The sequence below is a fragment of the Pantoea sp. alder81 genome, from assembly GCF_020179835.1.
GTDB lineage: Bacteria > Pseudomonadota > Gammaproteobacteria > Enterobacterales > Enterobacteriaceae > Pantoea.
Genome location: NZ_JAIUDA010000010.1, coordinates 102,664 through 120,866, shown reverse-complemented (window position 1 = coordinate 120,866; position 18,203 = coordinate 102,664). Strand labels below are relative to the sequence as shown.

The 18,203-nt window shown below is 55.1% G+C and carries 16 protein-coding genes; 12 read left to right on the top strand and 4 right to left on the bottom strand.

Annotated elements, in window-relative coordinates; all coding sequences use genetic code 11:
- Positions 1-237 precede the first annotated feature (237 nt).
- Positions 238-1,053: a TIM barrel protein gene (locus tag LBW88_RS22670; protein ID WP_224934345.1), complete on the top strand. Its 816-nt coding sequence runs from the start codon at positions 238-240 to the stop codon at positions 1,051-1,053.
- Positions 1,054-1,466: 413 nt separating this feature from the next.
- On the opposite strand, the gene LBW88_RS22665 is transcribed toward LBW88_RS22670, so the two are convergent.
- Entirely contained in the window at positions 1,467-2,690 is a 1,224-nt protein-coding gene (locus LBW88_RS22665) for an MFS transporter (RefSeq protein WP_224934344.1), read from the bottom strand.
- A gap of 228 nt (positions 2,691-2,918) precedes the next feature.
- Here LBW88_RS22665 and LBW88_RS22660 point away from each other — a divergent pair, with 228 nt between their 5' ends.
- From LBW88_RS22660 to LBW88_RS22630, 7 genes are all read left to right on the top strand, one after another.
- The gene (locus LBW88_RS22660; RefSeq protein WP_224934343.1) at positions 2,919-3,629 is read left to right on the top strand and encodes an ABC transporter ATP-binding protein; all 711 of its coding nucleotides are present in this window, start codon (positions 2,919-2,921) and stop codon (positions 3,627-3,629) included.
- On the top strand, positions 3,607-4,578 hold the full coding sequence (locus LBW88_RS22655; protein WP_224934342.1) for an ABC transporter substrate-binding protein: 972 nt from the start codon (positions 3,607-3,609) through the stop codon (positions 4,576-4,578). The genes LBW88_RS22660 and LBW88_RS22655 overlap by 23 nt, the downstream gene beginning before the upstream one ends.
- Positions 4,579-6,234, top strand: coding sequence for an ABC transporter permease (locus LBW88_RS22650; protein WP_224934341.1), 1,656 nt, complete (start codon positions 4,579-4,581; stop codon positions 6,232-6,234).
- A gap of 180 nt (positions 6,235-6,414) precedes the next feature.
- Entirely contained in the window at positions 6,415-7,461 is a 1,047-nt protein-coding gene (locus LBW88_RS22645) for an AI-2E family transporter (RefSeq protein WP_224934340.1), read from the top strand.
- Between the two features lie 38 nt (positions 7,462-7,499).
- The gene (locus LBW88_RS22640; RefSeq protein ID WP_224934339.1) at positions 7,500-7,691 is read left to right on the top strand and encodes a hypothetical protein; all 192 of its coding nucleotides are present in this window, start codon (positions 7,500-7,502) and stop codon (positions 7,689-7,691) included.
- Between the two features lie 117 nt (positions 7,692-7,808).
- Positions 7,809-9,413 (top strand): EAL domain-containing protein, encoded by a 1,605-nt coding sequence (locus tag LBW88_RS22635; RefSeq protein ID WP_224934443.1) that lies wholly within the window; start codon positions 7,809-7,811, stop codon positions 9,411-9,413.
- On the top strand, positions 9,388-10,347 hold the full coding sequence (locus LBW88_RS22630) for a D-2-hydroxyacid dehydrogenase family protein (protein WP_224934338.1): 960 nt from the start codon (positions 9,388-9,390) through the stop codon (positions 10,345-10,347). The genes LBW88_RS22635 and LBW88_RS22630 overlap by 26 nt, the downstream gene beginning before the upstream one ends.
- Here the strand turns inward: LBW88_RS22630 and LBW88_RS22625 are convergent.
- Complete coding sequence (locus LBW88_RS22625) at positions 10,339-10,806, bottom strand: hypothetical protein (protein ID WP_224934337.1); 468 nt, start codon at positions 10,804-10,806, stop codon at positions 10,339-10,341. The two genes, LBW88_RS22630 and LBW88_RS22625, sit on opposite strands and share 9 nt — an antisense overlap.
- A 575-nt stretch (positions 10,807-11,381) precedes the next feature.
- Between LBW88_RS22625 and proP the strand changes: the two genes are divergently transcribed.
- The 3 genes from proP (at position 11,382) to LBW88_RS22610 (ending at position 15,071) form a co-directional block, all read left to right on the top strand.
- Entirely contained in the window at positions 11,382-12,887 is a 1,506-nt protein-coding gene (proP, locus tag LBW88_RS22620; protein WP_224934336.1) for a glycine betaine/L-proline transporter ProP, read from the top strand.
- A gap of 117 nt (positions 12,888-13,004) precedes the next feature.
- On the top strand, positions 13,005-13,982 hold the full coding sequence (gene hemB / locus LBW88_RS22615) for a porphobilinogen synthase (protein WP_224934335.1): 978 nt from the start codon (positions 13,005-13,007) through the stop codon (positions 13,980-13,982).
- 114 nt (positions 13,983-14,096) lie between these two features.
- A complete protein-coding gene (locus LBW88_RS22610) occupies positions 14,097-15,071 on the top strand; it encodes a sensor domain-containing diguanylate cyclase (protein ID WP_224934334.1) in 975 nt (324 codons plus the stop codon).
- A gap of 40 nt (positions 15,072-15,111) precedes the next feature.
- Here LBW88_RS22610 and LBW88_RS22605 read toward each other — a convergent pair whose 3' ends face one another.
- The gene (locus tag LBW88_RS22605; RefSeq protein ID WP_224934333.1) at positions 15,112-16,137 is read right to left on the bottom strand and encodes an alpha/beta fold hydrolase; all 1,026 of its coding nucleotides are present in this window, start codon (positions 16,135-16,137) and stop codon (positions 15,112-15,114) included.
- 323 nt (positions 16,138-16,460) lie between these two features.
- Here LBW88_RS22605 and LBW88_RS22600 point away from each other — a divergent pair, with 323 nt between their 5' ends.
- Positions 16,461-16,949 carry a helix-turn-helix domain-containing protein gene (locus LBW88_RS22600; RefSeq protein WP_224934332.1) on the top strand — a complete coding sequence of 163 codons (489 nt, stop codon included), beginning with the start codon at positions 16,461-16,463 and terminating at the stop codon, positions 16,947-16,949.
- Between the two features lie 194 nt (positions 16,950-17,143).
- Here the strand turns inward: LBW88_RS22600 and LBW88_RS22595 are convergent, their stop codons facing one another.
- Positions 17,144-18,145 carry a GlxA family transcriptional regulator gene (locus tag LBW88_RS22595; protein ID WP_224934331.1) on the bottom strand — a complete coding sequence of 334 codons (1,002 nt, stop codon included), beginning with the start codon at positions 18,143-18,145 and terminating at the stop codon, positions 17,144-17,146.
- Between the last annotated feature and the right edge of the window lie 58 nt (positions 18,146-18,203).

Sequence of the window (18,203 nt, the reverse complement as noted above, 5' to 3'; positions counted from 1 at the left end):
CTGCAACATGGCGATAAACCCCGCTCGTTCGGCGCTCTGCCTCTCTTGCTGACACGCAATCATAACCCTCTGTGACCACACAATTTCCACTGAGATCACGCCAGCATGATGTTACGCGAAACGAAATATGAAATTTTTGCGAGAGAGATCCAATATCTGATATTTCATAATTCACTAACAATGAAATAAATGTTCTCTTTGTGGCATCTGATCCGTATCCTATTACAGGAGCCACTCATGGCCATCGATCCAACCCGTTTCTGTATCAACCGTAAAATTGCCCCTGCACTCTCCCTTGAAGCCTTCTTCCAGTTGGTTCAGCGACTGGGTTTGAGCAAAGTGGAACTGCGTAATGATATGTCGGGCGGCAAGGTGACCGATGACCTGAGTGCGGTGCAGTTACGTGCATTGGCGGACAAGTATCATATTGAGATTGAAACCATTAACGCGCTTTACCCGTTTAACCGCGCCGATGATGCGTTGCTGGCGAAGGCCGAGGCGATGCTGCAGGAAGCCAGGGCGATTGGCGCCAAAGCGTTGGTGATGTGCCCGCTGAATGAAGGCATCGCCATCGCGCCAGAACAGACGCTGGCAGCGCTGCAAAAGCTGGCACCACTGTTTGCCGAGTATGGTGTTCAGGGTTTGGTTGAGCCGCTGGGCTTCCCGGTCAGTTCACTGCGCTCTGCGGTGCAGACACAAAAGCTGATTAAGCAGTCCGGCGCACCGTTCAAGTTGCTGCTGGATACCTTCCATCATCATCTTTATGAGAACGCCGAGCAGGAGTTCCCTCAGGAGATTGATGTTAACCAGATTGGTTTAGTGCATCTCTCTGCCGTGGAGGATACCCGTCCCACTGCTGAACTGACCGATGAAGAGCGCATTATGCTGAGCGACCGCGATGTGCTGAACAGCGTGGCGCAGGTGAAACGTCTGGAGATGCTTGGCTATAAGGGCATTTACGCCTTTGAGCCGTTCTCCTCTGAGCTGGAGAAGTGGGGCGCAAAAGAGATTGAGCGCGAAATTCGCCAGAGTATTGAGTTGCTGCAAGCCTGATTTAAAACGGCGGCTGAGGGTCCGTGCCGCCGCTTCCCCTACCCTTATCTGTGTCCTTAACAAGACACACTTTGTTAGTGTTGGCCTCGGTCGGAGGCCTTTTTTTCCATCCTCGTCATATTTTACGCCATAGCTGCGTTGGCTGCGTTTGCGCGCCCCAGTCACTTACGGGCGTAAGCTCCCGGGGATTCGCGCGTTTGCCGCCTTGCTCTGACTTAAACTATTTAGGGTATGCCTGAGCGCCATAACAACGTTTGCTCTTACTTGCGGGCGTAAGCTCCTGGGGACTTACAAACTTGCCGCCTTGCTCTGACGTAAACTATTTAGAGGATGCCTGAGCGATTGAACACCCTGTTTAGAGGGTGCCTGAGCTATTGACATGAATAATTTGATGATGCCTTGTTAATTGAAAATCAGGCATTTTCTTTAATTTCTACACTCACTTCTTCCGGCATGCGTCTCATCATTCTGATAGTGCAGAACAGCGCCAGGCACACCAGCAGCGCGGTGAGCAGATAGACCAGCGAGACCCCAGCGTAACTCATGATAAAGCCCGCAATCGGGCCGGTGATGCCCAATGACAGATCCATAAACGCGGTGTAAGTCGCCAGCGCGCTGCCCTGGTTCTGCTGCGGCACCACTTTTACTGCCACCACGCCAATCGCCGGGAATACCAGCGAGAATCCTGCTCCGGTTAAGAACGCACCCGCTTTTGCCATCCACGGGTCAAACGATCCGGCCACCAGAAACAGCCCGACGGCCTCTACCGCAAAGCAAATACTGGCGACGCGCAGGCCGCCGAGCTTATTAATCGCATTGGGGAACAGCAGTCGCGTGCCGACAAAGGCTGCGCTGAACATCGTTAAGGCAAAGGCAGCACCATCCCAGCCCTTATCCTGATAGAACAGGGTGATAAAGGTGGCGATGACGCCAAAGCCCGCCGATCCCATCGCCAGGATCAGGCCAAAGCCGTAGATTTTTCCCAGCACATCGCGGAACGGCAGCGGTTTGGCTTTGCTGCCTTTCACCGGCGCACGCGGCAACGCCAGCGCAATCGCCAACACGCAAATGGCAATAATGATGCTGGAGAGCAGCAGTAAACCACCGCTGCGGAAAATCACCACGCCGAGCGGCGCACCGATCGCCATCGCGCCGTAAGTGACAATGCCGTTCCATGAAATCACTCGGCCAATATGCAGCGACCCAACGCGCGCCACGCCCCACAAGGAGGTGCCAGTGCCGGAGAAACTTTGCCCCACGCCCAATATCACGCGCCCCAGACACAGCAAGATCAGACTCAGTACCCCCTGCCCCTCAGTAAGCGCCGAGAGCAAGATGCAGATGCCACTGATCAGACAGCCCACCAATCCCAGCACCACCACTTTTTTCGGTCCCCACATATCGGCATAGCGCCCGGCATGCGGGCGGCTCAGCAGCGTGGCGATGTATTGCAGGCTGATCACTACCCCGGCCCAAAAGGCGCTGTAGCCCAATCCGTCATGGACAAAGCCCGGCAGCACCGCCAGAGGCAGACCAATAGTGAGATAGCTGGCGAAGTTGAACTTCACGATGGAGAGGATCAGGAGATTCAGGCGAAGTCGGCCGTGTTCTGGGGCGGCGGCAGGCTGGTCAGGCATGAGTGATTGCGCTCGTGGGTGACTAAATATTTGTATAGAAGGCTAACTATACGCCTTTTCCAGCGGACTGCATCCGGCGATCGCCCTAATTTATGGTCATCATTTCGTCATATCACCCACTTACACTCGCGCCCATCAAATCCCAAAGAGGATACACAATCTGATGCTGCTCCTGATTTGCTGTCAGGCGCGCGTGCCGCAGTGCCACTCCTTTACCGGAGGTGGCCAGTGACGCATGCCGTGCCTATCGAACTGAAAAATCTCAGATGGTCGGTGAACAACCTGACTATTCTGCACGATCTCTCCCTGACCATCTCTCCAGGCGAAATTGTCGCGCTACTCGGCCCAAGCGGCTGTGGCAAAAGCACGCTGCTAAAACTGCTGGCGGGCTTGCTGCAACCTACTGCAGGCGAATTGTGGATTGGCGAGCGCTGCGCCGCCTCCGCACGTCATTGCGATGCGCCGGAGATGCGTAACCTCGGCATGGTTTTCCAGGATTACGCTCTGTGGCCGCACATGACCGTGGCGCAGAACGTTGCCTTTCCGCTCAGGATGCGCGGAGTGAAGAAAGCCGCTGCGCGTGAACAGGCCGATGCCGCACTGGCGCAGGTCGGCCTCGCCGATTTTGGCGATCGCAAACCCGCCTTGCTCTCCGGCGGACAGCAGCAGCGCGTGGCCCTCGCCCGTGCTTTGGTCGCTAAACCGGCGATTTTGTTGTTCGACGAACCGCTCTCCAACCTTGACCGCGACCTGCGCGAAACCCTGGTGCACACCATGGCCGATCTGCTGCGCAGCGCGGGCATTACCGCTGTTTATGTCACGCATGACCGCGAGGAAGCCAACACGCTCGCCGACCGCATTATTCACCTGGCACAGGGCCAGATCGTTTCCGTTACTCACCTCTCAGGGGACCGCAATGCCATCTCTCAAGTCAGTTAAAACAGGAGCCATCAGCGCGATGATTTTGACCTCCGCCATGATGATCAACGATGCCCAGGCGCTGACGGTGTACACCGCCGGTCCGGGTTCGCTATCAAAAAGTCTGGCCACCGGATTCGAAAAGCAAACCGGTATCAAAGTGAATATCTTCCAGGCCACCACCGGCAAGGTGATGGCGCGTCTGGAAGCCGAACAGGCCAATCCGCAAGCGGATGTGCTGATCTCTGCCTCATGGGATACCGCTGAAGATCTGCAACATCGTGGCTGGCTGCTGCCGTACGAAAGTGCCAATGCGGCCAAAGTGCCGGATCAGTTCAAAACTGCCAACTACGTGGCGCAGGGCATTTCGGCGCTGGGCATCGTGTGGAATACCAAGAGCGATACCCCGGAACCTAAAACCTGGCAGGATCTCACCGCGCCCGCGTTTAAAGACAAAGTCACCACGCCGGACCCGGCCCTTTCCGGTGCCTCACTCGACTTGCTGATTGGCCTGCAAAACAGCGAAGGTGAAAAAGCCTGGCAGCTGTTTGATCAGTTGAAAGCCAACGGCATGGTGATGAGCGGCCCGAATGCCCAGGCGGTGACGCCGGTATTGCAAGGTGCGAAAGCGGCGGTGTTTGGTGCAGTGGATTACGTCACCTATAACAACATTGCCCAGGGTGAAAGCGTCAAAGTGATCTTCCCGGAGAACGGCACCGTGGTGGCGCCGCGTCCGATGATGATTCTGAAGAGCAGCCAGCATGCCGATGACGCGAAAAAGTTCGTCGATTATGTGCTGTCGGATGAAGGTCAGGAGCAAGTGGCTAAAGCCTGGCTGATGCCGGCGCGTACCGATATCAAAGCGCAGCGTCCGCTGTTCACCGAGATTAAACTGCTGCCAGCCAATAGTGATGGCAGCAGCGAGCGCTCGGCGGTGCTGAAGCGCTTTGGCGCCCTGTTCGGACAGTAAATGATGTCGCGTGCCCTGAATGGATTGATTCTGCTGGCGCTGATACTGCTGGTGGCGCTGCCGCTGCTGTTTATCGTGCTGCAGGCGCTATTTCCGCAGCTTGGCGAGGGGAACTGGAGTGGGGCTTTCAGCGCGTTACCGGCGCTGTTTGAGGACCCGCAGCTGGTGCCAATGTGGCTGGGCACGCTGAAAATCGGCGGCGGCGTGGCGCTGTGCAGTTTGCTGCTGGGCTTACCGCTCGGCGCGCTGCGCGGCCTGTTCCGCCTGCCGGGTGCGGCGATGTGGGATCTGCTGTTCCTGATCCCCTTCCTCACGCCGCCCTATATCGTGGCGCTGTCCTGGACGCTGGCGCTGCAACGCAACGGCTATCTGCAACAACTCACTGGCTTCAACCTTGATAGCCTGCTGTTTAGCAGCACCGGGATGACGTTGGTGATGACGCTAAATATCTTTCCGGTGGTCTATTTTGCGGTGTCGCGATCGCTGATGGCGAGCGGACAGCGTCTCGCCTGGGTCGCGCGCGTGCACGGTGCATCGGCCTGGCGTGCTTTTGTTCAGATCACACTGCCGCTGACGCTTCCGGCATTAGCAGGTGGCGTGCTGCTGGCGTTTACCCTGGCGATTGAAGAGTACGGCGTGCCTGCGGCGCTCGGCACTCAGGCGCATCTGACGCTAATGACCGTCGGCATCGAAACCAAACTGGCAGACTGGCCCATTGACTTACCGGGCGCAGCATCGCTCTCGTTGATGTTGAGCCTGGTGGCACTGACCGCCTGGTTCCTGCAACGGAAACTGACCGGCAGCAGCGATGTGACGGCAGTGAACGGCAAACCAGTGGTGCAGGAACTGGCTGAGGGCGGACGCTGGCTGCCACTCATGATGTTGCCGTTTATTCTCACCGTTTTACTCGCTGTGGTGCTGCCGCTGGGCGCGATGACGCTGAGTGGATTGCTGAACACGCTTTCCGGCGGCCTGCATCTGGATAACCTGACGCTGCGCCACTTCGGTGCGCTGTTCAGTCAACAGGGTGATGCGCTAGCGGCGTTCTCCACCAGCATTGGGCTGGCGTTGGGTGCGGCACTGCTCACCGGGTTGCTCGGCTTCCTGATCGCCTGGCGCGTGTCAGAAGGCAAAACCCGTCTTCTTGCAATGATGGACGGCCTGGCGCTGCTGCCTGCCGCCATGCCGGGCGTGGTGGTCGGCGTCGGTTTGATTCTGCTGTGGAACCGCGGCTTCTGGCCGGTTTCCCCTTACAACACGATGTTTATCCTGCTGCTTTCCTACAGCTGCCTGCTATTGCCCTGGCCGGTGCGCTATGTCAGCAGCGCGCTGCGCCAGGTGGCTCCTACGCTGGAACCGGCGGCACGCGTGCATGGCGCGTCACGCATGCAGGCATTGCGCTTGATTGTGTTACCGCTGGTGGCGCCGAGTCTGCTGGCGGCGATGATGATGGTGTTTGCCGTGGCCTCACGCGAACTGGTGACCTCGCTGCTGCTGGCACCCGCCGGCACGCAGACCGTGGCGATCTTTATCTGGCGGCAGTTCGAACAGGGCTCCGTGGGACAAGGGATGGCAATGGCCACCGTGACGCTACTCGCCAGCCTCACCTTGATGCTGGGTGCCACCGTGCTGATGCAGCGCCAGGGGAATAAATAGCGCGATGAATCGCGCCGCTACAAATCAGGTGCACATGCCAGTAGCGGCGCAATCTATTGCGCATTACACAGCACCTTTGCCGAAAGACGCATTCAACACGTTTCGCTTATTCCTAAATAAACAATCACTTAATCTCGTTCAACTACACTCTCCTGAGCCATTGATGACTCAGGAGAGTAAATGAACAACCTGCCCCAGGAAAAAATTGGCCAGAACATGCTGGTCAAGATGGCGATGCTGGTGATCATTCTGGCGGGCATTCGCGCCGCGTCAGAGATTCTGGTGCCCTTCCTGCTCGCCAGTTTTCTGGCGATTGTGTTGAATCCGCTGGTGACTCTGCTGATGCGTCGCGGCGTGCCGCGCGGTCTGGCGATCACTGCGGTAATCACCGTGATATTCATCGTTATCCTGTTGCTGGTTGGCGTGATGGCCAGTTCAGCCAGTGACTTCAGCGATACCTATCCGCAAATCCGGAGCATGCTGGAGCAAAAGCTCGGCGTGGTGCAGCACTTTGCCGCTCGCTTTCATATCAATATCTCCACGGAAGCTTTAGCCGCGCGACTCGATCCCAACGTGATGATGGATATGGCCACCACGCTGCTGAAACAGTTTTCCGGCGCCATGACCAACGTGCTGCTGCTGATCCTCACCGTGGTGTTTATGCTGTTTGAAGTGCGTCATCTGCCGTACAAAATGCGTAACGCTATGGTGAATCCACAAATCCGCATTGCCGGACTCCACAAAGCGTTCAAAGGTGTGACTCACTATCTGGCGCTGAAAACCTTAGTCAGCGCCATCACCGGCCTCGCGGTATGGCTGGTGCTGGAATTGATCGGCGTGAAATTCGCGCTGTTTTGGGGCGTGGTGGCGTTTATCCTCAACTTCGTGCCCAACATCGGTCCCATCATCGCCGGCATCCCACCGTTTATTCAGGCGCTGGTGTTAAATGGCGTCTACGATGCGCTGTTTGTAGTCGCGCTGTTTAGTGCGATTCATATGCTGTTTGGCAATATGCTGGAGCCAAAGCTGATGGGCCGCGGCTTAGGGCTTTCCACGCTGGTGGTGTTTCTGTCGCTGATTTTCTGGGGCTGGCTATTGGGACCGGTGGGCATGCTGCTGTCGGTGCCGCTGACCAGCGTCACCAAAATATTAATGGAGACCACGCCAGGCGGCAGCCGATTGGCGATTATGCTGGGCAATGGGCGGCCGGGATCGCGTCCGCGTTAAAACGACATTGACTCCCGATTTGGTGAAGGTGCGCCCGCGTGCGCACCGGCCAATTCGCCCCGCGCCTGATCCGCTGGACAACAGCCCTCTCCGAATTACCATTACCCTTTTTTAACCCGCATTTCGGTTCAATATGCTTTCCCAACATCGTGGCACAGCGCTTTTCCCGCTGGGAAATGCCAATAACGGCAAAACATTGTCAATTAACGCAAAGCGACGCCGATATTTGACCTGAGTCAGTCCAGAGCAAAATCAAAACGCTAATATGCACGGCCCCTGGAAGTGTTATGCTGCTGACGCCGCAGCTTAGCCCTCATCTGCTGCTTAAAATGACCGAGGAAAGTCAGGTGCCACCGCAAAAAAGAAATCGCGATTTTGGCTGGCTGTTAATTGTCTGTGCCGGGTTATTACCGCTGGTACTGGGCATCCTTTGTACAGCCATTGAAGCGCGGCACACGGTGAGCCAGCAGCAGATTTCCACGGCCAACTCCCTCTTAACGCAAGCTGAAAAGATGAGTGATAACGCCTGGGATATGATCACCCAGTTGCGTCAGTACCATTATCAGCCTTGCGAGAAAATCGAAGACCAGCTGCAGCGTGCTGGCACTCTTAACGCCTATTTCCGTTCCGTCGGTCTGTTGAATGGCGAGAACATCAGTTGCTCATCGGCCTTTGGTTTGGTGCATGGCACCCTGACCCAGATGATGATGCAACCGCCGCCAATCACCGGCAAAGCCTGGTGGAGTATCTCGATTCGTGGCACTTACGGCGTGCCCAATCGTCCTGCCGTGGTATTTGTGCGCCAGCTACCCGACAGCACCGGCTTCTGGGCGGTGATTGACGGTCAGTATCTGATGGACTTTATGCATGCGATCGGCGAGTCACGCGGCTACCAGATGAGCCTGCGCTTTAGCGGCGGTGCGGCGATCACCAGCGGCCCTGCCGATATCGAACCCGAGCTGTATTTCAAGAGTGAGCCTTATCAAGCGGAGTCGAGCCGCTACCCGATCAGCGTCAACGTCACGGTCCCCGCCTCCGAGTTGCTAAAAGCCTGGCGCCAGGCGCTGTTTATCTTCCTGCCGATGGCCGCGATTTTCTCTATTCTGCTGATGGTGCTGACCGCCAACTGGCTACGCCGCCGCATTTCCTGGGGCGATGAAATCCGTCGCGCCATACGTAATCGTCAGTTCTCGGTGCATTACCAGCCGGTTTACAGTACTGAGATCGAGCGCTGCAAAGGCGCGGAGGCCTTATTACGCTGGCAATTGCCGAATGGCGAGATGATTCGTCCGGATATTTTTATTAGCCATGCTGAAGCAGAGGGCGTAATTGTCCCGCTCACCCAGCATTTACTGGATCTGATGGCGGAAGATATTCAGGGCTGGCAGGTGGAACCCGGTTTCCATATCGGTCTGAACGTGGCAGCAGAGCATTTGCAACATGCCGATTTCGTGCAGGATATTCAGCGCTTTGCCCGCCGGATTAAAGATAAGCAAATGGTGGTCACGCTGGAGTTGACCGAACGCAGCCTGATTGATGACGGCGAACTGGTGGCACGCAAGCTGCGCCATCTGCAGTCACACGGCATGAAGGTGGCGATCGATGATTTTGGTACCGGTCACTGCTCTCTCTCTTACCTGCTGACCTTCCCACTCGATTACCTGAAAATCGATCGTGGCTTTATTAACGCGATTGAAGGTCTGGAGGTGGAAACGCCGGTGCTGGATGCCATCATTAACCTGTGCCACAAACTCAAGCTGGATGTGCTCGGTGAAGGGGTGGAAACCTCGTTACAATATGACTATCTGCGACAGCGTGGCGTGGTGCTGATTCAGGGCTATTATTATGCCCGTCCGATGGATAATGACCGGCTCCGCGCCTGGCTCAACGAGCAAGGGTGCCAGCCGCTTCTTGTTGAGGAACCCCATGAGCCTGCATTGCCTGATTCTTGATGATTACCAGAACGTTGCCCTGTCGCTGGCCGATTGGACATCGCTTCAACCTACCGTACAGACCACCGCACTGACCCAGCATTTTGACAATGAAGATGAGCTGGTGCGCCATATCGAACACGCCGATATCCTCGTTGTTATGCGCGAGCGCACACCGCTGACTGCGGAGCTGATTGGCCGCTTACCTAACCTCAAACTGGTGGTCACTTCCGGCATGCGCAATGCGTCAATTGATCTGCACGCCTGCGCCGAGCGCTACATCGCGGTGTGCGGTACCGCCAGCAGCAGCGCCGCGCCGATGGAGCTGAGCTGGGGCTTGCTGATCGGGCTGGCGCGTCACATCGGCGTGGAGAGTCAGGCACTGCGCAATAACGGGCCGTGGCAGCAAACGCTGGGGCTCGGTTTGCAGGGCAAAACGCTGGGCTTAGTGGGGCTGGGAAAAATTGGTGGCGAGATGGCCAAAGTGGCACAGGCTTTTGGCATGCGCGTTTGCGCGTGGAGCCAGAATCTCACCGACGCGCGTGCGGCCGAATGCGGTGTCGAGCGGATGGACTCGTTACATGCGCTAATGCGGATCAGCGATTTCGTTTCCGTGCATCTGGTGCTTAGCGAGCGCTCGCGTCATCTGATTGATAGCGATGCGCTGGCACAGATGAAGCCGGGTGCGCTGTTGATTAACACCTCGCGCGCCGCGATTGTCGACCAGCAGGCGATGATTGCGGCGCTGCAATCCGGCCAGTTGGCGGGTGTCGGGATCGATGTGTTTGAACAGGAACCGTTACCCGCTGATCATCCGCTGCGCCATCTGCCCACCGTGCTCGCCACACCGCATCTTGGCTACGTTGCAGATAGCAACTACCGCACCTACTTTACGCAGGCCGTGGAAGATATTCAGGGATGGGTGACGGGTGCTCCGCTGCGCTCGTTACTCTGAACGGCGGCGCTTCTCCGCGATGCGCAATGCCACTTCCAGGCTGTCTTCCGCCAAATTGGCGGACTGGCGTTGCGCGTTTAGGCGTTGGTTAATGCGCTCCAGCGTCGGCGTTAATTGCCCCACCAACTGCTGATACTCTTCAAGCTGCGTAATCGGTTGGTTACGCGCAATACTGGTTTGCGTCAGACGCTGCAACTGACGAAAGCTCTCCGCGGCCTGGCTGGTCAGCAATCCCGCCTGCCTCCAGCTTTTCAAACGCTTCACCAGCTCATCGGGCCGTTGTGCCAACAGTGTCAGCTGTGCATCGGCCCGCTCACCGCACTCAATCCACCCCACCGGCACGATGGAAACAGGAGCAATTCGCCGTGCATCAGGCGCATAATTGATAAGATTCCTTTCTACACTGTCGATTTGCGACAGCCAGGGATTCTCAAACAATCGGGCGTTTTTTTTCGACATGAACACTCCACCTGAGCCAGGCGGCAGAGTATTACCGAATGATGTCAGGCTGGCAAGCAAAGCTTGCCGCTTCGCTTATTGGTAAGCTTTTCTTATTTATTTGCGCAACAATCAGGTGTGGAAACAAAGCCACGATTTAGCAGAACAATGGATTAATTTAAAGGTGGTGCGCAGTTGATACCACTGATAACCATCAGGATTTCCTTACTCCGCAGGAGCGCTAAAATAATTTTTTCGTTATCAAAGCCCCTCGCCCCTCACCGCTTCGATAAAAAGCAGGCAATACGCGCCTCTTCGCCCCGTTTATGTGATTTTATTTGCTGCGTTTCGGCCCGCTTTCAACCGTATCTTTAGCCAAAAAATAGCCAGTTGCCGGCCGAAACATGACAAATATCACACAAAATCGGTATACTCTGTCGCGGGACGTAATCATTTCGCCCCTAATTATTACCCAAGCAACGCCGGATAAAACCATCTTTCACGGCTATGCTTAAATTTTCTCAACGCCGTTGACTGGCCACAAAATGTAGTCTGCAGCGTTGAGGATTTTTCGAATTCCAATACAGGGTTACATCATGAAACTACGTAGGAAGCGTGTAAAACCTATCGGGCTGGATGACGTCACGATTATCGATGACGCCCGTTTACGTAAAGCCATTACCGCCGCGTCTCTGGGCAACGCGATGGAGTGGTTTGATTTCGGTGTTTATGGCTTTGTGGCTTATGCACTGGGTAAGGTGTTCTTCCCGGATGCATCGCCTAGCGTGCAGATGATTGCTGCACTGGGTACCTTCTCAGTTCCCTTCCTGATTCGTCCACTGGGTGGACTGTTCTTCGGTATGCTCGGCGACAAATACGGTCGTCAGAAAATCCTCTCCATCACCATTGTCATCATGTCGATCAGTACCTTCTGTATCGGCCTGATCCCCTCTTATGCCTCTATTGGCATCTGGGCACCGATTCTGCTGCTGCTGGCCAAAATGGCGCAGGGCTTCTCGGTGGGCGGTGAATACACCGGTGCGTCGATATTCGTCGCAGAGTATTCGCCAGACCGTAAACGTGGCTTTATGGGTAGCTGGCTCGACTTCGGCTCGATCGCCGGCTTCGTGCTGGGTGCGGGCGTCGTTGTACTGATTTCCACCGTCATCGGTGAAGCGAAATTCCTTGAGTGGGGCTGGCGTCTGCCGTTCTTCCTTGCCTTGCCGTTGGGCCTGATTGGTCTTTATCTGCGTCATGCTCTGGAAGAGACACCGGCGTTCCAGCAGCACGTTGAGAAGCTGGAGCAAGGCGACCGTGAAGGTCTGCGCGACGGCCCGAAAGTGTCGTTCAAAGAGATCGCCACTAAGCACTGGAAGAGTCTGTTGGCCTGTGTCGGTTTGGTGATTGCCACCAACGTGACCTACTACATGCTGCTGACCTACATGCCGAGCTACCTGTCGCATAACCTGCACTATTCAGAAGATCACGGCGTGCTGATCATTATCGCCATCATGATGGGTATGCTGTTTGTCCAGCCGGTGATGGGTATGCTGAGTGACCGCTTTGGTCGTCGTCCGTTTATCATCATTGGTAGTATCGCGCTGTTTGCCTGCGCAATTCCGGCCTTCATGCTGATTAACAGCGGCGTGCTGGGTCTGATTTTTGCTGGTCTGCTGCTGCTTGCGGTAATCCTTAACGCCTTTACCGGCGTGATGGCTTCGTCGCTGCCGGCGATGTTCCCAACGCACATTCGTTACAGTGCGCTGGCGAGTGCCTTTAACATCTCAGTATTGATTGCCGGTTTAACCCCAACCTTCGCCGCGTGGCTGGTGGAGACAACCAACAATCTGTATATGCCGGCTTACTACCTGATGGTGGTGGCGGTGATTGGTTTGATCACCGGTATCTACATGAAAGAGACCGCCAACAAGCCGCTGCGCGGTGCCACTCCGGCGGCTTCGGATATTGAAGAAGCGCGTGAAATCCTGCAGGAGCATCACGACAATATTGAGCAGAAAATTGAAGATATTGATGATGAGATCGCCAAGCTAGAGGCGAAACGTAAAAACCTGGTGCAGCAGCACCCGGACATCAACGAGTAATCTTCCCCACTCCCGCCGTCCGGCGGGAGTTTTCGTTTCCGCACACAATCCTTCATCCCCGCTGGCGAAAAGGGGTAAACTATTGTCACTTTTTTCACCAGCAAAAGTTGTACGAACATGTCTGAATTCAATCTGCTCCAGCGTCCAAGAAGACTGCGCAAAAGCGCGTCAATGCGTGAAATGTTCCAGGAATCCAACCTCAGCCTGAACGATTTGGCCCTTCCGATCTTCGTTGAAGAAGGCGTGGACGATTACGTGCCAATCAACGCCATGCCGGGTGTGATGCGTATTCCTGAGAAACGTCTGGCGTATGAAATTGAGCGTATCGCTAAAGCCGGTATTCGCTCGGTGATGACCTTCGGTATCTCGCATCACACCGATGCGACCGGCAGCGATGCATGGAATGAAAATGGCCTGGTGGCGCGTATGTCGCGCATCTGCAAAGACACCGTGCCAGAGATGATCGTGATGTCCGATACCTGCTTCTGCGAATACACCAGCCACGGTCACTGTGGCGTGCTGTGCGATCACGGCGTGGACAACGACCAGACGTTGATTAACCTTGGCAAACAGGCCGTGGTGGCTGCACAGGCCGGCGCTGATTTCATCGCCCCTTCAGCGGCAATGGATGGCCAGGTGAAAGCTATTCGCCAGGCGCTGGATGCGGCAGGCTTCACCGATACCGCCATCATGTCTTACTCCACCAAGTTCGCCTCCTCGTTCTACGGTCCATTCCGTGAAGCGGCGGGAACGGCGCTGAAAGGCGATCGTAAAACTTATCAGATGAATCCGATGAACCGTCGTGAAGCGATTCGCGAGTCTCTGATCGATGAAGCCGAAGGGGCCGATTCACTGATGGTGAAACCGGCGGGCGCCTACCTCGATATTCTGCGTGATATCCGCGAGCGCACTACTCTGCCGCTGGCTGCATACCAGGTCAGTGGTGAATACGCGATGATCAAATTCGCCGCGCAGGCGGGTGCCATCGACGAACGTAATGTGGTTCTGGAGAGTCTTGGTGCGATTAAACGTGCCGGTGCCGACCTGATTTTCAGCTATTTTGCCCTTGATCTCGCCGAGCAAAAAGTGCTCTGATATCCGTTACGCTTGGCAGTGGATATCGCTACCATTGCCAGGCGCTTTATGCCTTTGTGGCACCAAAACACCAGTGTTGTTGTACCCGAATAATTCAAAAGAAAGAGTAACGCGATGAAAGCACCTGCACTGCCTGCGGACGAAGCGATTCGTCTGGCCCAGTTACGTGCGCTCAACATTCTGCACACGCCTGCAGAAGAGCGTTTTGACCGTTTAACCCGCCTTGCCCGTCGTTTGTTCGGCGTGCCGGTTGCGCTGGTTAGCCTGCTGGAGGAGGACCATCAGTGGTTCAAATCTGTCGCGGGGCCAGGCGCGGCGACCGCACCCCGCAATACGTCGTTCTGTGGCCACGCCATCTTACAAGATGATGTGATGGTGGTGGAGAACGCCCTCGAAGATGAGCGCTTCCACGATAATCCGTTGGTGAATACCTCAGACAGCCCTGTGCGCTTCTACGCCGGTTGTCCGTTGCGTACGCCTTCTGGCGCTAAAGTCGGCACGCTGTGCATCGTCGATCACCATGCCCGCGAGTTCAACGAAGACGATATGCATACGCTGCGCGATCTGGCAGCGATGGCAGAAGCCGAGCTGGTGGCGTTTCAAACCGCTACCTCAGATGAGCTGACCCAAATCACCAACCGTCGCGGCTTTATGACGCTCGGACAGCTTGCGCTGAATGAGTGCCAGGTGAAGCAACTGCCGGCGAGCCTGACCTTCCTCGATCTCGACCGCTTTAAAGCCATTAACGATACGCTGGGCCACCGTGAAGGCGACCGCGCGCTGATGGATTTTGCCGATGCGATGAAGGTGAGCTTCCGTCATGCCGATATCTTTGCCCGTCTGGGCGGCGATGAATTTGTTGTGCTGTTTAACGGCTTACAGCACCACGATGCCGAAGGTGTGCTCGCGCGCTTTGACCATTTCCTGCAGAAGCAGACTCAGGATCTCGACCGCCGCTACGCCCTGCACTTCTCTTCGGGCATCGTGGAGTTTGATCCTGACCAACCGCAATCGCTGGAGCAGTTGCTGGAAGGCAGCGATGCACGCATGTACGAAGCCAAGAACGGCAAGAAAAAACTGGCGCAGTAATGTGAGGGCGTGCCTGGGCACGGCCATTTGCCACCGTCCCTTACAGCGGACGCGCCAAATCGCTAATCAGTGTCTGATTAAATTTCTGCGGCTCTTCCATCTGAGGCGCGTGTCCCATACCAGGGAATTCCACTAAGCGCGCGCCAGGAATCATCTTCGCTACCTGCTTGCCCAAAACATTGTAATGACCCAACTGCGCTTTCACTGCCGGTGGTGCGATATCGCTACCGATCGCCGTGGTATCCGCTGTACCGATCATCAACGTCGTGGGTACTTTGAGGTCTTTGAATTCGTAATATACCGGCTGGGTGAAAATCATGTCGTAAATCAGCGCCGAGTTCCATGCCACCTTCTTGTGGCCCGGTCCGCTGTTGAGACCCGCCAGCATATCCACCCATTTGTCATACTCCGGCTTCCACTGACCGCTGTAGTAAGTAGCTTGCTCATACTTTTTAATGCCCGCCGCATTGAGCTTCAGCTCACGCTGATACCACTGATCCACCGAACGCCACGGCGCGCCTTTGGCTTTCCAGTCCTCCAGCCCAATCGGATTCACCAGCACCAGCTTCTGCGTCTGCTGCGGATACATCAGCGCATAGCGCGTGGCCAGCATCCCGCCGGTAGAATGCCCGACAATCACCGCCTTATCGATACCGAGCTGTTGCAGCAGTTGATGGGTATTCAGCGCAAGCTGCTGGAAGCTGTACTGGTAATTGGCGGGTTTCGTCGAACTGCAGAAACCAATCTGGTCCGGTGCAATCACGCGATAACCCTGCTGACTCAGCGCCTTGATGGTGTCTTCCCAGGTTGCGCCACAGAAGTTCTTACCGTGCAGCAGCACCACCGTCTGACCATTGGGCTGTTGAGCGGGCTTCACATCCATATACCCCATGCTCAGCGTTTGCTGCTGAGAAGAGAAATTAAAATGCTCAAGTGAATAAGGATACTGAAAACCTTCCAGCTGCTCGCCATACTCATTGGCCGCTAACGCGGAGGTGGTAGGTAGTACGGCCATCGCGGTCAAAATCACGGCAAGTGACTGTTTTAGCGGGAAACGAAAAGCCATGCGCACTTCTCCTGAGCTATGCAAAAGCCCTCAGTCTGGCACGGTATGCACCAAAGCGTATTGATGAGGTGTGCCAGCGGTATGCTTTTCTCAGACTGTTAAGCGCGACAAAGCGATGGAGAATTTGAGTTAAAAATAACGGGCGTGATTACGCCAAACATTCAACATCGGCTCAACAAAAAAGGCTTTAATTTCACTAAATACAAGACCCGTCTTGATGACAAATAATAAAACAGCCAATTCCTTATAAAACTTTACGTTAATCGGATGATTGGAAAGATTAATTATTTTACACTGTGTCCAGTTAATGGAGGATCATAAAGATGCCGCAAAAATACAACGAAGGGGTTATTGATTCGGTGACCAAATGGATTATGGACAACCTGGATCAGCGTTTAAGTATTGATGATATCGCAGTGAAATCTGGTTATTCCAAATGGTATTTGCAGAAATTATTTGCCCGCTATCATAACGAAACGCTGGCCCGCTATATCCGTAAAAAGAAACTGGCATGCTGTGTCAGCGAGCTGAAATACAGCAATGCACCGATCATCGGCCTGGCAGTAAAATACCATTTTGAAAGCCAGCAATCGTTCACTCGCTCCTTTAAGCAAGTGATGGGCTGCACCCCGCTCTTCTGCCGTAAGCGCCAGCTGGGGAGTGAAGCCCAGCAGCAACTGAAAGAGAGCGCTGACCCGTGCGTGATTTGCCGAAGGCATGAATTTAACAGCAGCGATCAATTGAAAGAGGTGAGAACGCCAACGCTGCGTTCAGGCCAATTCCCCTCGCGCATCGATTGTGTGATGCGTTAATAAACCGCGTAACTATTTTTCTTCACGCTATATTTATCACAACGGATGGTTCACCATCCGTTGATAAGATTAGCCATCATTTATGCAAAAATATGCACATCATCAGGCAACCTGCCAAAATCAATTCAGTGGATTATAGGATCCGTTATATTCTCACTGCATTTTATTAATGGATTGATTTAACGACCATTACTTCAAATCCGACCACGAAAAGTTTTCCGATACTGTAACGGAGAAGTATTCAAATTCTTTTTAAAATGTCGTCTTAACATTAACGGCGAAGAGAATCCGGCTTTTTCAGCGATCAGTTCAATCGGCTGATCGGTTTTTTCTAAAAATCGCTGCGCCAGCGCCAGGCGCTGATTGACTAACCAATCACTGAAACAACTGCCGGTGGTCTGATTAAAACGGCGTGTAAAGCTACGACGACTCATCAGCGCCCTTTCGGCTAGCTGCTCCAGCGTCAGTGCCTGCTGCAAGTTTTCCGTTGCCCAACTCAGTGCCGACATAAAGCGATCGTTACCCGCCGAGTGATACACCGGCTGCTCGATATATTGCGCCTGGCCACCCTGCCGATGTGGCGGCACCACCAGCATGCGCGCCACACTGTTGGCGACATCCACCCCGCACTGCTCACGTACCAGATGCAGGCAGCAATCAATGCTCGCCGCAGTGCCTGCCGAGGTCACAATTTGCCCTTCATCGATATACAGCACGTCGCGATCAATCGTTACATCAGGATAGAGACGTTCAAAATCGCTCATCCAGCGCCAGTGCGTGGTGGCGCGCTGCTGTTGCAGCAAGCCAGCCGCTCCCAGCACAAAGGCGCCCAGACACAAGCCCACAATCTGTGCACCGCGCTGTGCAGCTTGCTGCAGGGCCACTATCAGCGCTGCAGGCGGAGCCACCGCGGGATCGCTCCAGCTTGGCACCACCACCATATCGGCCTGTGCCAGTTGCTCCAGTCCATGTTCCGCCACAATGGAAAAGCCGCTGTTGGTTTTCAGCGGGCCGGGATGGGTGGCGCAGATCAGTAACTGATAAAACGGCGTACCATCGTCATTTTCTGCTTTTTCGAACACCGCGCAGGGCACTGACAGGTGAAACGGAATGATGTCGTCAAACACCACCACACCCACTTTAATCGGGGCATGGGCATGCGCGGTTTTTGGCGCAAAGTGAACGTTTTTTGTCATCAGCCGTACTCCTTCACTGTCGGTCAAATCGCCATACTGCTGAGTATCGGAGGTCAGC

Coding starts and splice junctions, on each gene's coding strand:
- LBW88_RS22670 (WP_224934345.1), top strand. CDS start 238: ATGGCCATCGATCCAACCCGTTTCTGTATCAACCGTAAAATTGCCCCT.
- LBW88_RS22665 (WP_224934344.1), bottom strand. CDS start 2,690: ATGCCTGACCAGCCTGCCGCCGCCCCAGAACACGGCCGACTTCGCCTG.
- LBW88_RS22655 (WP_224934342.1), top strand. CDS start 3,607: ATGCCATCTCTCAAGTCAGTTAAAACAGGAGCCATCAGCGCGATGATT.
- LBW88_RS22650 (WP_224934341.1), top strand. CDS start 4,579: ATGATGTCGCGTGCCCTGAATGGATTGATTCTGCTGGCGCTGATACTG.
- LBW88_RS22645 (WP_224934340.1), top strand. CDS start 6,415: ATGAACAACCTGCCCCAGGAAAAAATTGGCCAGAACATGCTGGTCAAG.
- LBW88_RS22630 (WP_224934338.1), top strand. CDS start 9,388: ATGAGCCTGCATTGCCTGATTCTTGATGATTACCAGAACGTTGCCCTG.
- LBW88_RS22625 (WP_224934337.1), bottom strand. CDS start 10,806: ATGTCGAAAAAAAACGCCCGATTGTTTGAGAATCCCTGGCTGTCGCAA.
- proP (WP_224934336.1), top strand. CDS start 11,382: ATGAAACTACGTAGGAAGCGTGTAAAACCTATCGGGCTGGATGACGTC.
- hemB (WP_224934335.1), top strand. CDS start 13,005: ATGTCTGAATTCAATCTGCTCCAGCGTCCAAGAAGACTGCGCAAAAGC.
- LBW88_RS22610 (WP_224934334.1), top strand. CDS start 14,097: ATGAAAGCACCTGCACTGCCTGCGGACGAAGCGATTCGTCTGGCCCAG.
- LBW88_RS22605 (WP_224934333.1), bottom strand. CDS start 16,137: ATGGCTTTTCGTTTCCCGCTAAAACAGTCACTTGCCGTGATTTTGACC.
- LBW88_RS22600 (WP_224934332.1), top strand. CDS start 16,461: ATGCCGCAAAAATACAACGAAGGGGTTATTGATTCGGTGACCAAATGG.
- LBW88_RS22595 (WP_224934331.1), bottom strand. CDS start 18,145: ATGACAAAAAACGTTCACTTTGCGCCAAAAACCGCGCATGCCCATGCC.